The 14007-nt window shown below is 56.4% G+C and carries 12 protein-coding genes and 1 pseudogene; 9 read left to right on the top strand and 4 right to left on the bottom strand.

Translation table 11 applies throughout. From position 1 onward, the window contains the following. Window positions 1-478: SHOCT domain-containing protein (locus GJ633_RS02335; RefSeq protein ID WP_231741203.1), on the top strand; the 478-nt coding region annotated here is incomplete at its 5' end. 11 nt (window positions 479-489) lie between these two features. Here the strand turns inward: GJ633_RS02335 and GJ633_RS02330 are convergent. Next, entirely contained in the window at window positions 490-939 is a 450-nt protein-coding gene (locus GJ633_RS02330; RefSeq protein ID WP_156586788.1) for a universal stress protein, read from the bottom strand. Window positions 940-1123: 184 nt separating this feature from the next. On the opposite strand from GJ633_RS02330, the gene GJ633_RS02325 reads away from it, so the two are divergent. Then, the gene (locus GJ633_RS02325; RefSeq protein ID WP_004594590.1) at window positions 1124-1624 is read left to right on the top strand and encodes a cyclic nucleotide-binding/CBS domain-containing protein; all 501 of its coding nucleotides are present in this window, start codon (window positions 1124-1126) and stop codon (window positions 1622-1624) included. A gap of 68 nt (window positions 1625-1692) precedes the next feature. Here GJ633_RS02325 and acnA read toward each other — a convergent pair. Together acnA and GJ633_RS02315 are read right to left on the bottom strand one after the other, a co-directional pair. Beyond that, window positions 1693-4475: pseudogene (gene acnA / locus GJ633_RS02320) on the bottom strand (aconitate hydratase AcnA). Window positions 4476-4546: 71 nt separating this feature from the next. Beyond that, window positions 4547-4744: a heavy-metal-associated domain-containing protein gene (locus GJ633_RS02315; protein WP_049938510.1), complete on the bottom strand. Its 198-nt coding sequence runs from the start codon at window positions 4742-4744 to the stop codon at window positions 4547-4549. A gap of 134 nt (window positions 4745-4878) precedes the next feature. On the opposite strand from GJ633_RS02315, the gene GJ633_RS02310 reads away from it, so the two are divergent. The 6 genes from GJ633_RS02310 (at window position 4879) to GJ633_RS02285 (ending at window position 11766) form a co-directional block, all read left to right on the top strand. After that, window positions 4879-5469: an AsnC family transcriptional regulator gene (locus GJ633_RS02310; protein ID WP_049986206.1), complete on the top strand. Its 591-nt coding sequence runs from the start codon at window positions 4879-4881 to the stop codon at window positions 5467-5469. Between the two features lie 94 nt (window positions 5470-5563). Then, window positions 5564-8170: a heavy metal translocating P-type ATPase gene (locus GJ633_RS02305; protein WP_004594598.1), complete on the top strand. Its 2607-nt coding sequence runs from the start codon at window positions 5564-5566 to the stop codon at window positions 8168-8170. A 190-nt stretch (window positions 8171-8360) separates the two neighbouring features. Then, window positions 8361-9410, top strand: a complete 1050-nt coding sequence (locus GJ633_RS02300; protein WP_245710169.1) for a DUF63 family protein — start codon at window positions 8361-8363, stop codon at window positions 9408-9410. 67 nt (window positions 9411-9477) lie between these two features. After that, window positions 9478-10614: an NAD(P)/FAD-dependent oxidoreductase gene (locus tag GJ633_RS02295; protein WP_231741202.1), complete on the top strand. Its 1137-nt coding sequence runs from the start codon at window positions 9478-9480 to the stop codon at window positions 10612-10614. A gap of 324 nt (window positions 10615-10938) precedes the next feature. Next, window positions 10939-11472 carry a DoxX family protein gene (locus GJ633_RS02290; protein ID WP_049986202.1) on the top strand — a complete coding sequence of 178 codons (534 nt, stop codon included), beginning with the start codon at window positions 10939-10941 and terminating at the stop codon, window positions 11470-11472. A gap of 6 nt (window positions 11473-11478) precedes the next feature. Further along, on the top strand, window positions 11479-11766 hold the full coding sequence (locus GJ633_RS02285) for a hypothetical protein (protein WP_004594603.1): 288 nt from the start codon (window positions 11479-11481) through the stop codon (window positions 11764-11766). A 264-nt stretch (window positions 11767-12030) separates the two neighbouring features. Here GJ633_RS02285 and GJ633_RS02280 read toward each other — a convergent pair whose 3' ends face one another. Continuing rightward, on the bottom strand, window positions 12031-13029 hold the full coding sequence (locus GJ633_RS02280) for a universal stress protein (protein WP_123538919.1): 999 nt from the start codon (window positions 13027-13029) through the stop codon (window positions 12031-12033). Window positions 13030-13485: 456 nt separating this feature from the next. On the opposite strand from GJ633_RS02280, the gene GJ633_RS02275 reads away from it, so the two are divergent. Continuing rightward, a complete protein-coding gene (locus GJ633_RS02275) occupies window positions 13486-13980 on the top strand; it encodes a DUF411 domain-containing protein (RefSeq protein WP_123538918.1) in 495 nt (164 codons plus the stop codon). Window positions 13981-14007: the final 27 nt, after the last annotated feature.

The following is a 14007-nucleotide window of genomic DNA, read 5'->3' as shown; positions in this document are numbered from 1 at the left end:
ACAGCTCGTTGAGCCGCTACCCCGCCCTCGAATACATCCTCGGCTAACCACGCCGAACTCTCTTCAGGAGTACAATAATGCCAAAATCCAATTCCAAGCACGCGGGATTCGTTCTCTGGGACTCATCGTCATCGGAGCACTGACGCTAGCCGTCATCATTGGAATGACTCTGACGCACGCTGCTGTTCCAGATACAGTGATGTGGGACTGGCATGACGGGATGTGGAATGATGGTCACATGGCCGGGTGGGGAATATGGAGCTGGGGGATGATGTTGATCGGTTTGCTGTGGATGGCACTTCTGATCGCCCTTCCCGTCTACATCGTCTACTGGCTGACAACGCGGTCGCCATCGGACGGCCCCACCGAGGATAGCGCACTCGCTGTCCTCCAGGAACGGTACGCTCGCGGCGAAATCGACGACGAGGAGTTCGAACGCCGGCGCGCCCGACTCACGCCTGACGGCGGCCGTTACTGACTGTTCTTCCCCTATTCGTCGACTTCCGTCTTCACGACGGTCGCTGGGCGGGTCGTCAATCGAAGGACGCGGTCGGTCACGCTTCCGAGCAAGGCCCGGTATTCTTCCGGCCGGTGTTTCGTTCCAAGTACAAGTAGATCCATATCTTCGGCATCAGCATACCGTACAATCGTCTCAGCCGGTCGGCCGTGCTCAATTGCTTTGACAACATTGACACCGACCTCCTTCGCTTTATATTGGATGTCTGCGATTGTTTCCGTTCCAAGTTCTTCGAGGCCATGTTCTGGGCCTTCGGCTTCATCAACGTACTCGTCACCGCTGTATGCTGTTACGACGTCCTCATCGACTACATACAGAACATGAAGATCGGCATTATTGGCCTCTGCTAGCGCGATAGCATGGGATTCAGCTTCCTCAGAAGCAACTGTCCCGTCAGTCGAGAGCAAAACCGTATCGTACATTTCTCTTTACTTATTGAGACTAGATTATAAAAGCCAGCGCTCTTGGATAGTGGCGTAGCTGGTAACACTTTTTGTAACTTCACAAAGTTTGGAGATTGTCGTCTCTCACGGTTGAAGAGTGGAGGATTTCTATGACGACCAGCTGATGCTAAGCTATTTCCTGTTATGAGTCGTACTGATTAGCATGGGTACCAGACCAACTGACCTCCGGATGGATATTGGTCGTATTGCTGATGAGTCGGTCGCCCGTGTCACGCCTGACGCCACGGTTGCCGAGATCGCTCACACGATGATCTCCCAATCGCGGTGTGCCAGGTACGTGGTCGTCGAAGAATCCGATCAGATCTCTGGTATCATCACCGATCGAGACCTGATTGCTAACCTGCTCACCGAGGAAAGCGAGTTAAGTGTGCTCACAGCCGAGACGAGTGGAGACGACGTACGAGCTGCTGACGTGATGACGCGTGACCCACTTACTGTGCCAGCAGATGCTGAGATTCCAAAAGTCCTGAGACAAATGAACGAAGCGGGTGCTCGACACGTCCCGGTTGTTGAAGACGGGAGCGTTATCGGGATGATCACTCTGGACGATTTAATTACGCATGTTGCTGGTGAGAGCGCACACGTTTCAGCTCAGATGGATAACGTAGCGGGCATCATCCGAACAGAGTCTACGCACGATTGAAACGCTAATTTGGACTCAAAGTTTTTCGTGTTGCTTGTGCTTCCAGAAATAGAGTCAGTTGAGAGAGATTATCGCATGAGGAGCCGTCTAAGGACGTAGTGGAGGATGCCGCCGTGTTCGATATAGGTCACGGCGGCCGGCGTGCCGACCTGTGCTGTGACCGGGAACTCGACAGTCGACCCGTCCGCGCGCTCGGCGATAACGGTCAGTTCGTCCATCACATCGAGCCCGTCATCGAGGCCGTGGATCGTGAAGATCTCAGACCCATCCAGACCGAGAGATTCCCACGAGTCGCCATCATCGAACTGCAGGGGGAGCACACCCATGCCGACGAGGTTGTCGCGGTAGATGCGCTCGTAACTCTCGGCGATGGTTGCGCGAACACCGAGTAGGTCCGTTCCTTTCGCCGCCCAGTCCCGGCTGGAGCCGGTACCGAACTCTTCGCCTGCCATCACGACGAGCGGGACTCCCTCCTCGCGGTAGCGCTGGCTGGCTTCGAACACGGTCGTCTGCTCGTCGGTTGGGTGGTGGATCGTATAGCCACCCTCGACATCGTCGAGCATCTCGTTCTCGATGCGGACATTGGCGAACGTTCCCCGCATCATCACCTCGTGGTTGCCCCGCGCGCGCCGTAGGTGTTGAACTCGTGCGGCTCAACGCCGTTATCGAGCAGCCACTGGCCGGCAGGGAGGTCAGATCCGAAGGGGCCAGCAGGGCTGATGTGGTCGGTCGTAACGGTATCGCCGAGTGTCAGCAGGCAGCGTGCATCCTCAATATCGGCGACGCCGGGTTTTTCGAGGGGGAAGTCCTGGAAGAACGGCGGCTCTCGGATGTATGTCGAGTTGTCGTCCCACTCGTAGACGTCACCTGTGGGCGCGTCGAGAGCAGCCCACCGCTCGTCACCCTCGAACACAGAGGCATACTTCTCCTCGAACATCTCAGGAGAGACGTTCTCGTGGATTGCTGCCTGCACGTCCGCTGCGTCGGGCCAGATGTCCGCCAGATACACCGATCCCCCCTCCTCGTCGGTGCCTAGCGGCTCGTTCTCGAGGTCGACGTCCATCCGCCCTGCGAGGCCGTAGGCGACGACGAGCGGCGGGCTCGCGAGGTAGTTCGCGCGGATCTTCGGGTGAATACGCGCCTCGAAGTTCCGATTTCCGGAGAGGACGCTCGTCGTCCAGAGGTCGTGGTCGTCGATCGCTTGCTCGATGGGATCGGGAAGTGGTCCGGCGTTCCCGATACAAGTGGTACAGCCGTAGCCGACGACCGCGTACCCGAGCTCTTCGAGATACGGAAGCAGGCCCGATTCCTCGAGGTACTGCGTGACGACGCGACTGCCGGGTGCGAGACTCGTCTTGACGTACGGCGGGACATCTAAACCTTTCTCGACGGCGTTCTGGGCAAGCAGACCAGCAGCGATCATCACCGACGGGTTCGAAGTGTTCGTACAGCTCGTGATGGCGCTGACGAGGACGTCTCCGTGTCCAATTTCCACTGTCTCACCGTCGAGGTCGACCTCAACGCGTTTGGTTAACGGGTGCAGTTCCGATTCGGGTTCGACCTGAACACCGCCGTCGGTCTCCGCACCAGCTGCATCACCTTCGCCGAGCCACCGCTGTAGGGCGTCTTCGTCGACATCATCGAGGTCGTCTTCGAACTCCCCGTGGAGAAGTCCCCGGAAGCTCTGTTTCACGTCCCCCATCGGAATCCGGTCCTGTGGCCGCTTATGTCCGGCGAGACTCGGCTCAACAGTCGAAAGATCGAACTCGACCACCTCGGTGTATTCCGGTTCCTGTTCTCCGAATAGCCCTTGCGCTTCGAGGTACTCGCGAACAAGGTCGATGTGGGCGGGGTCACGCCCGGTGAGTTCGAGATACTCGAGCGTCTGCTCGTCGACCGGGAACATACTGATCGTCGAGCCCTGTTCGGGCGCCATATTGGCGATCGTGGCCCGGTCGGGGACTGTGAGATTCTCCACACCAGGACCGAAGAATTCGACGAACCGGTCGACGACGCCGACCTCGCGGAGCCGTTCGGTGATGTGGAGCACGAGATCCGTCGCCGTCGCGCCCTCGGGTAATTCGCCTTCGAGGCGGACGCCGACGACCTCGGGAAGTTTCATCGTGACCGGCTGACCGAGCATTGCCGCTTCCGCTTCAATGCCGCCGACGCCCCAGCCGACCACACCGATGCCACCGATCATTGGGGTGTGGCTGTCCGTGCCGACGAGTGTGTCCGGCAGGAGCCATTTCTCACCGTCTCGCTCGCGGGCGTGGACGACCCGGCCCAGATGCTCGAGATTCACCTGGTGGACGATGCCGGTCCCCGGCGGGACGACGTTGAAGTTCTCGAAGGCGTTCTGCGCCCACTTGATCGCGCGATACCGTTCGGCGTTGCGCTCGTACTCCAGTTCGACGTTCTTCTCGTAGGCGTCCTCGGAGTCGAAGTAGTCGACTTGGACGCTGTGGTCGATTACGAGATCAATAGGGATCTCTGGTTCGACCAGGGTCGGGTCCCGATCTTTGCGGTCGACTTCGGATCGAAGGGCCGCCAGGTCGACAACTGCGGGCACGCCAGTGAGATCCTGTAGGACGACTCGTGATGGAGAGAACGGAACCTCTGCGTCCGGTACGTCTGGCTTCCAGCCAGCAGCATTCTTGACATCCGCTGCAGTAACAGTTTCGCCGTCGGCGTTCCGGAGCACCGACTCAAGCAGAATACGGATGCTCACAGGGAGCGTGTCGAGGTCACAGAGCCCCTGCTCTTCGAGTGCTCGAAGATCGGCCATCTTGTACGTCGTCCCGTCGACGTCGAGCTCGCGGACGGCATCGAACGGAAGTGTATCAGTCATAGTATCTACACCTGGGATTGGCAGTCGTATCAATCCCTCTCCGAATCCGATTCGACGAGAATCGGGATTTGTTACGCAGAGGCATCGTATCCAGCGTCTTCGACCACAGTCACAAGCTCATCCCGTTCAGCGGACCCCTCGACCGTCGCGGATTCTGAGTCACGATCCGCAGTAGCAGACGTAACCCCCTCAACTTCTTCGAGTGCCTCTTCGACGGTCTGCTCGCAATGTTCACAGGTCATTCCTTCGACGGTGATTGTCTGAGTCATATCCATTCGTAGATAGGGGCGAGTATTCTATGTGGTTTTCTGCTTAGAATCCAATGTTGTCGCAGCCCTGGATCACCGATTTCGAAGGTGTGTTGTGGGCAACAATAATGTATCCTGCGAGACGAAGCGGTCGTATGCGCAATTTGGATGAAACCGACTTAGAAATCCTCTCGTTACTCGCTGATGACGCCCGCCGCCCGTTCAGCGATATTGGCGAGGAGGTCGACTTGTCGGGGCCAGCCGTGTCTGACCGGGTAAAGCGATTACAGGAAGCTGGCATCATTAACAACTTCACGATTGACGTCAACCGGGCTCATCTCCGAGCTGGTGTACCGGTATTTATTCAGGCCGAAATCGGCTCAGCGTCGTTGGAGGCCGCCCGCGAGCGGGCTCGAGAGTCAGATGGCGTTGAACACGTCTTCACGACCTCCGAAGGAGATCTTTGGTTCTATGCCCGTGTTGAAGCCCAGAACGTACGTCAGTGGGTAGATGGACTCTTTAACGAGATCGATGTAGCAGATTACACCGTCACGCTAATTGACGAGCTTGAATGGACGCCGTCCGTTGATGGCGTCGAATTTGCACTCACCTGTGCTGAATGTAACAATACCGTTGATAATCAAGGTGAAACGACGAGAATCGACGGAGAGATCTATCACTTCTGTTGTCCGTCCTGTCTCACACGGTTCGACGATCGGTATCAGCGACTCGAAGAGGGAGCGTAACGCTGTCTTTGGAATCCAAATTTTCCTGCAGTCGAAACCCCGCCTCTCGAAGCAGTAAATCGCCTAAACCTAGACCCCGTATAGTAGAACAAGCATGACAAGCCAAACAATCCATCTTGATATCACGGGAATGTCCTGCGCCAACTGTTCGGCGACGATCCAGGACACTCTCGAATCGCTCGACGGGGTATCGGAGGCGGATGCGAACTTCGCCACCGACGAGGGTTCCGTCACCTACGACCCTGAAGAGGTATCGCTCAAAGAAATCTACGACGCGATCGACGAGGCCGGGTACGGCGCAGTCTCTGAGACGGTAACGATTGCCATCTCCGATATGACCTGTGCCAACTGCGCCGAGACCAACCAAACCGCTCTTGAAAATATTCCGGGCGTCGTTAATGCGGAGGTCAATTACGCAACCGACGAAGCACAGGTCACCTACAATCCTGCGGAAGTATCTATTGGTGCGCTGTACGATGCTATCGAGGAGGCTGGCTACTCGCCCGTCCGCGAAGATGGTGCCGACGAAGAGTCGGGCCAGGACGCACGAGATGCCGCCCGTCAAGCCGAAACTCGGAAGCAACTCAGGTTGACCCTCTTTGGGGCAGTGTTATCGGCACCGTTGCTCTTCTTCCTCATCGACAATTATCTGCTCGGTGGCGCGATCGTCCCTGAAGCCGTCTTCGGTGTGGAACTTGGCTGGGTTGAGTTCCTCCTCGCCACGCCGGTACAGGCGATCCTCGGCTGGCCGTTCTATAAGAACTCGTACAAGGCGATCGTGAAGAACGGCCGCGCCAATATGGACGTGCTGATTGCGATCGGTTCAACAACGGCCTATCTATACTCTGTGGCAGTCCTTGCTGAACTCATTGCAGGTGGACTTTATTTCGACACGGCAGCCCTCATCCTCGTGTTCATCACGTTGGGTAACTATCTCGAAGCTCGGTCGAAGGGCCAAGCGGGTGAGGCCCTCCGAAAGCTCCTCGAAATGGAAGCCGAAACGGCGACCATTGTCCGCGAGGACGGCAGTGAAGAAGAAGTTCCGCTTGAAGAGGTCACAACTGGTGACCGGATGAAAATTCGTCCAGGTGAGAAGATTCCCACAGACGGTGTCGTTGTCGACGGTCAGTCTGCCGTCGACGAGTCAATGGTCACTGGCGAATCTGTGCCTGTCGAGAAAGAGGAGGGCGATGAGGTCGTCGGCTCGACGATTAACGAGAACGGCGTCCTTGTCGTGGAGGCGACGAAGGTTGGAGAAGACACGGCCCTCCAACAGATCGTCCAGACAGTCAAGGAGGCCCAGTCGCGCCAGCCCGACATCCAGAATCTCGCCGACCGCATCTCCGCGTACTTCGTGCCTGCGGTCATCGCGAACGCCCTTCTCTGGGGTGTCGTCTGGTTCCTGTTCCCCGAGGCTCTCGCTGGCTTCGTCGACTGGCTCCCGCTGTGGGGTCAGGTTGCTGGCGGCCCGGCCCCGGTCGGTGGGACCGTTTCAGTCTTCGAGTTCGCGATAATTGTCTTCGCGTCCTCGATCCTCATCGCCTGTCCCTGTGCGCTGGGGCTGGCGACGCCCGCAGCGACGATGGTCGGGACGACGATTGGTGCCCAGAACGGCGTCCTGTTCAAGGGCGGTGACATCCTCGAACGAGCGAAAGACGTCGATACAGTCGTCTTCGACAAGACGGGCACACTCACCGAAGGGGAAATGGAACTCACCGACGTGGTCGTCTTTGATAGCGATGGAAATGTGGTGACTGACGGTGGCGAGCCGACCCCAGATGGTGGACAGCTCAGCACCCGTGAGCGCCTCTCAGAGGATGATGTGCTTCGACTGGCGGCGATAGCTGAAAGCGGCAGCGAACACCCGCTCGCCCGTGCAATCGTCGAAGGGGCCGAAGAACGCGGCCTGGACGTGACTGAGCCTGACGACTTCGAGAACGTTCCGGGCCACGGGATCAAAGCAGTCATTGGTGACAGCGAGGTGCTGGTCGGCAACCGCAAGCTGCTGCGGGACAACGGGATCGACCCCTCTCCCGCTGAGGAGACGATGGAACGCCTCGAGAACGAGGGGAAGACGGCGATGCTGGTCGCCTACGAGGGGGAGCTCGTGGGTGTGGTCGCCGACGCCGACACAGTGAAGGAAAGCTCCAAGCAGGCTGTCACAGCACTCCAGGAGCGGGGAGTTGACGTGATGATGATTACGGGCGACAACGAGCGAACTGCCCGTGCGGTCGCTAAACAGGTGGGTATCGACCCGAAGAACGTCCGCGCAGGAGTCCTTCCTGAGGACAAGTCCAACGCGGTCGACAGTATTCAAGACGAGGGCCGGCAGGCGATGATGGTCGGTGACGGCGTCAACGACGCTCCGGCACTCGCGGTCGCACACGTCGGGACAGCAATCGGCTCCGGCACCGACGTCGCCATCGAAGCTGCAGACGTCACGCTGATGCGAGACGACCCGCTCGACGTGGTAAAGGCGATCCGAATCTCAGACGCGACACTCCAGAAGATCAAACAGAACCTCGTGTGGGCGCTCGGTTACAACACGGCGATGATTCCGTTAGCGTCGCTCGGCCTCCTCCAGCCCGTGCTCGCTGCAGCAGCAATGGCGTTCTCGTCGGTGTCGGTGCTGACGAACAGTCTCCTGTTCCGGCGGTACACCCCCGATCACGACTACAAGCTCTTCGGATTTCTTCGCTAACCGTCACCTCTAGATCAATGTCGAATATTTCCCGGCACACGGTTCGAAGGTACCTCGTCGAGACAGCCAGTAGCGAACCGACATACCTCCGGGCTCGCGAGATTGCCAGCGACCTCGACGGATCTCCCAAGGCAGTCGCGCAGTACCTCAGCCAGCTCCAGGACGAACTCACAATCGTTTCACTCGAACAGTGGGGGCGCTCGAAAAGCACGACGTGGCGATTGGAGGTGAACGGGTCGTGAGTACTGTCACCCGCCGCGTCGAGACTGTCCTTCCGGAGACCGGCTCACGCGAGTGGTGGGCGCTGTACCTGCTGGCCCCGCTCGTCCTTCTCGGTGGGGGCATCCTCGTGTTTCCGACGTTGGTCTACGACCGGTTCATCTGGCAGTATCTCTGGGGACCAGTCGTCGCCGATGCGGCCGGTCAGCCAGTCACGCACGAGGGGATTCGTGCTGTCCAGGGCTACAACGCGGTGAACACGGTAATCTACCTCGCGGCAGTCGTATACAGCCTCCCCGGACTACGTGCGTATCTCGACCAACTCGACGTCACGTTCGACGCACGACTGGCCTACGGGTTCGCTCCGATCATCATCGCAGGTGGGGCGATGCGCGCCCTCGAGGATCTCGGGCTGCTCGGGGACTACGCGGTGTGGTTCATCACGCCATCGATTTACATCGTCGTCACCGCTGTCACCATCCTCGCGCTCGGTGTCGGTGCACTCTTGCGTGACCAAAATATCGGATCTATCCCGCTAACAGTCGGGCTCGTCGGGTCGGTGTGGGCTGTCGGGGCCGTCTGGTGGGCTGTTTGGCACGGCCTCTCGACATCGACCCCACTCCGCCTATGGGTTCCTGTCGCGACGACGGGGATAGCGCTCGGCGTAACCGCACTCTACTACTGGGGCACGAGTTTCGCCAATATCACCCACCTTCGACACCCGCTAATTCTGCTGGCCGTTTTCGGCCAGTTGTGGGACGCTGCGCAGAATCTCATCGGTGTGACGTTCCTCGGCTACTCCCCAAAGCTGGTCGTGACGAATCTCGTGTACCAGGCGACTGGATTCTCCGGATCGACGTTCGTGCTGAAACTCGTCGTGACTGTCGGCATCGTGTGGTATCTCGCCGATGCGAAAGAGGAGATGAATCACACGTGGTGGTGGCTTATGACGTTCTTCATCGGAGCGATCGGACTCCCGATGGGCGTTCGTGGGTCACTTCGGATGCTGTTGGGAGCTTAACGATGGCCTCAAAGATTGGCAAAAACCGATGACTCGAACGTCCAAAATTGCGGTAATAGGTGGAGGGATGGCCGGGCTTGCAGCAGCTGCTGGATTCGACGACGCTGGATTCGTCGTCGAACTATATGAGCGGCAGTCCTACGATAGCAAAGGCGTTAATTGCGGAGAAGCGATGACAGCGGTATCGAAGATCCCACTCGAACCGACTGTAGAGAACGGCTTTCTCAACCCGCTGCCAGCGATGGAAGTGGAGGTGTATGACGGAATCGACGCCGATCGCCACCGCACTGGAGCCGGCACCTTTCCTGCTGCGGATACATATATAACGGACCGAAATGTCGTTGAGCAGTCCTGGGCAGAACAACTCTCAGAGAAGGGTGTTGACATCCACGAAAACCAGTCTATCACACGGACAGATTTCCACGAGTTCACCGATGAGTATGATCTCGTCGTTGATGCAACCGGTCAGCCATCACTCTCTAGTAAAGCGCTCGGAACAACCAACGAGTATTCAGGATATATGGTAGCGCTTAACAGTGATGTCGAAGGGGACTTCACCGAGTTGTACCCGAACAGCCGGATAATTCTGGAGAACTATACAGGGTACTCGTGGGCATTCCCGAAGACATCGCAACGAGCCAACGTTGGTATCGGCTGGACGGTCAGTGACCGGCCTAATGATTATATGAAGGCATTGAGGGAAGCCTGTGAGCGGAATGGGTGGCCAGTCCCGTCGCAGGAACGGACGAACGTCGCAATCATTCCCGAGGGACCAAGCCTTGATCCCGACAGAACCCATCTACCGGAGCATTCAGTCGTACGAGTGGGTGATGCTGCAGGTATAGCAAACCGACTCACCGGAAAGGGGATCTCACAGGCCGTTGAATCGGGATTCTTGGCCGCAGAGCTGGCTAACAGAAGCCAATTACACAATTATCCTGATAGATTATATCAGAGGATGAAAACGGAGTACATTTTCGCCACAGTTGTGAGATACTTTCTTGAAACTCGTAATCCCAAGGTTCTGGGAGCAGCAATTCGTGCCGCTGCCGGGATCGATATTGAAGACGTTGACCGGTCTCCGAGTGCAGTTCTACTGCGTCTCCTCCGCCACCCTGTTTTATTTGCCCGTATTTTCTCGAGACGACGAGTTTTAAACCGTGTCTATGGAGGAATGACTAACCAGTGGGAGTTAATTGATTGATATCCACTCGAGTTAAATTCTCAGAATCTGTTAGCTACTGAGAGGATCGGTAAGTACAAAGGATTAGATCAGTAGATGAATTCAGTCCCTCAAACAGAATTTTCCGAAATCCAGAAATCGGTGGGCTCAGCTTCATCGGTGCTCCTGCTTACATGCCCCAGCACACAATCAGTGCGTTGAGGGTGACCGAATTCCTTCTTGAGGATCATCCAACTCACCTCTGACACCCGCGTTCCTGCAATGAGCCCCGACTCTTAGAGATCACGAACCACCACCAATCTTTTTACCACTTCTGATAAACTCAGTCGTGAGGTGAAGTATGCCATGTCAACACAATCCATTCGAACGAGATTTCTCGGAACTGAGACGTCGTTCTCGGTCTCAGGAGCCTGGTTGTCGTATTGGATCCTGCTGCTTCGGCTGACCGCCGGGTGGTGGATGCTCCACGCCGGCCTTGACAAGATCTGGGCGTGGCCCTTCGACGCCAGCTGGTTCGTCGGCGGAGCCGCTCAGGGCACGATTCTCGCCCCCTTCGTCACGCCGTTCAGCGACGGCATCCTGTTGGCGTTCGTCAACGTGGCGGTACCGCTTGGGCAAACCGCCATCGGTTTCGGGCTGATACTCGGTGTCCTCACGAGGACCGCCGCCTTCTTTGGTGCCTTCATGATGCTGTTCTTCTACTTCATCAACGGCTACGGTGGCGGCTGGGCCAACGGTATGGTCACGGGTGAACTACTTGGGATCATGGTCTTCGGAACCATTGTGGCACTCGGAGCGGGCGGCGTCCTGGCAGTCGATAACCGCCTGCGTGAGATGGAACTGTTCGAGAACACGCGATTACGGAAACTCCTCGGGTGACTACCAATGAGTGACTTATCAACGGCAGACCAAATCGCCATGTACGTCGGCGGTGGCTTGGTTGTCTTGGGCGTCGTCGTGATCGGCCTGCTCGACATGCTACTGGGAGCCGGGCACCCAGTCGATAGCGAGGGAGCAATCGAACACGCTGCAGTGGTCCCCATCGACATTAGGGCGGGCATCATCCTGCTCGGCTTGGTGATTTGGGGACTCGTCGCCGTTTACAAGTTTGCCGCAGGGTCGGCACCGTCGGGATCGACTACGGGCCAAACCCCATCCGGCATGGACGACTAGTTCAACAACTCAGTCCGTGGAGCCATTTGCCAGTTAACTTTTCGCGTTGCTCGCACTAACGTCCATCTGATGCACCTAAACGTGAAGACAAACACGATTTTCAGGAGTAGCCTTATCGTTTCTTGGTTTTCCTTCTGGTCAGTACGCGCGCTTTATTCAGCAGAACGAACTTAACACTCTTTGGTTTGGTAGAAGAAACTGAAATAAATACGCAATAGAAATTTCTGGATTTAAGACTGAAATTAGTATATTGAAAATAATATTTCAATATAGCCCTGACTTCCGATTCTGGTTTGTCTTTCGAAGAAAGGTGTACGGGTGTTTTTTCAATTCAGCTGTCCTTCGGTTAACCGTTAGAACGGGGTAATCTGCTTCCTCGATCACTTGAGCTGCGACGCTTCCCTGTAATAGCCGACGAATGCCAGTCAATCCTCGTGTCCCCATTGTAACAAGGTCGATGTCAGTCACCTCAGTGTATTTGAGAATCTCCTGCTGAGGTTGACCAAAGCTCAACGTAGTTCGGACAGGAACGTCCAAGGTCGCTGCCTTCTCCGTAATGTCCTCCAAGAGCCGAGTTCCCCGCTGTTCCCAAGAGTCAGTGACCTCTTCCCACGTGAATCCAGGCCGACTCGAATAGGACTGTTCGGAAATGACAAAAAGTCCATGTAGGGTTGCATCATACCGTTTAGCAATTTGTAGCCCATGTTTGAAGGCCACAGATGCCTCGTCGTATCCATCCGTAGGCACGAGAATATCTGTGAACTGACTAGTAGATAACTCTCCTACCGGATCAGAGGGATCCATATCAGGTATCGTCAAGACAGGAAGAGAGATATTTTGAATGATGTGGCTGGAGACGTCTCTCCGGAGAATTCGTGCTAATCTAGTCTGTGTAGGTTTCTGGTGGACAAGCAAATCGATATCATTCTCCTCAGCGTATTCCCGAATAACACCTGAAGAGTGCCCACTATCCACTGCTGGTATCACATTGAGTCCGAGCGAGTGGGCCTGATCCACCACGGGTTCAATTACCGCTGCTGCGTCCCATTCCTCTTGTTTAGTGACTTGGTCGGATTCCACCTCCGTGCGTTCCTCATCTTGAATAGATAATACGTGGAGAGCCGCATCATACGTTTCTGCAAGTGATAGACCATATTGGACCACTGAGTCCCTTATATCAGCTCCGTAGAGTGGAATGAGAATCTGGTTGTACAGGTTGATGTCCGCACCTTCTCGAACTTCTAGATGGCTGGGGGAGTTCATACATATCTATACGTAACGACGATTTACCGTGCTTTCTGTTAAGAATCGAAACCGGGAGAACAGTCTCTGGGGTGGTGACTTGAGGCTTTTATCGCAAGTAACTCGCTATAGCACGCCTATTTCGAAAAGAGTGGAGACGTCGTTTGGAGTCGCATCAGTTCGACGAGAGCGTATTTCCCACAGTTTCGAGGAGTGAAGTGTCGAAGTCGGTGCGACGAGTCATGCTCTGGGTCATGTTGGGCGCAATTTAAGGCCGATATGCTCGTTGACGGAAAACCGTCACGGCAGCACCCTCGACCGATGAGGGTCGCCACATGGAGACGAATACGGGACTCTGACCTTTGGGGTTTCCTACTCAGAACTGAAAGTCGCCTTCCCCGTCGTGCTTGAATCCGTTCTCAATACACAGGAAAGGTCGACGTACAATTGAATACCCCCGAACCAAGTGACGAACATATGGAACGGACCGTAACTCGTCGCGGACTACTACGGGTCGGTGCGACGACAGTCACACTCGGAATTGCCGGCTGTTTAGGATCATCGAGTGAGGACGAGTGGGACATCGAGGGGACGCTGGCAGTGACGAACGCTCAGCAATACAGTTCACCTGGCTGTAGCTGTTGTGGACGATATGCGTCGTATCTTCGGGACCATCTCGACACGACGCTCGGGGAAACCGAAACCGAGGACGTGGCGGATCTCAAGCGCCAACACGGTATCCCATCGGATTTACAGAGCTGTCACACACTCGTCCTCGACGAGTACGTCGTCGAAGGACACGTCCCTGTCGAGATTATCGCGACGATGCTCGATGAAGAGCCGGCAATCGACGGCATCGCGTTGCCCGGGATGCCGGCCGGTTCACCGGGGATGGGCGGGACGAAGTCCGACACATTCACCGTCTACAAACTCGGCGGCGGAAAGACAGGTAACGTGTACACCGAGATCTGAACAGAGAACACCTGGTCAAGATACTTT

The sequence above is a fragment of the Halorubrum sp. CBA1125 genome, assembly GCF_009742825.1.
Taxonomy (GTDB): Archaea; Halobacteriota; Halobacteria; order Halobacteriales; family Haloferacaceae; genus Halorubrum.
Note: the sequence above shows the minus strand (reverse complement) of the source record. Positions and strands in the feature narration are given on the sequence as shown.

Coding starts and splice junctions, on each gene's coding strand:
- GJ633_RS02330 (WP_156586788.1), bottom strand. CDS start 939: ATGTACGATACGGTTTTGCTCTCGACTGACGGGACAGTTGCTTCTGAG.
- GJ633_RS02285 (WP_004594603.1), top strand. CDS start 11,479: ATGAGTGACTTATCAACGGCAGACCAAATCGCCATGTACGTCGGCGGT.
- GJ633_RS02310 (WP_049986206.1), top strand. CDS start 4,879: ATGCGCAATTTGGATGAAACCGACTTAGAAATCCTCTCGTTACTCGCT.
- GJ633_RS02295 (WP_231741202.1), top strand. CDS start 9,478: ATGGCCGGGCTTGCAGCAGCTGCTGGATTCGACGACGCTGGATTCGTC.
- GJ633_RS02280 (WP_123538919.1), bottom strand. CDS start 13,029: ATGAACTCCCCCAGCCATCTAGAAGTTCGAGAAGGTGCGGACATCAAC.
- GJ633_RS02275 (WP_123538918.1), top strand. CDS start 13,486: ATGGAACGGACCGTAACTCGTCGCGGACTACTACGGGTCGGTGCGACG.
- GJ633_RS02325 (WP_004594590.1), top strand. CDS start 1,124: ATGGGTACCAGACCAACTGACCTCCGGATGGATATTGGTCGTATTGCT.
- GJ633_RS02305 (WP_004594598.1), top strand. CDS start 5,564: ATGACAAGCCAAACAATCCATCTTGATATCACGGGAATGTCCTGCGCC.
- GJ633_RS02290 (WP_049986202.1), top strand. CDS start 10,939: ATGTCAACACAATCCATTCGAACGAGATTTCTCGGAACTGAGACGTCG.
- GJ633_RS02315 (WP_049938510.1), bottom strand. CDS start 4,744: ATGACTCAGACAATCACCGTCGAAGGAATGACCTGTGAACATTGCGAG.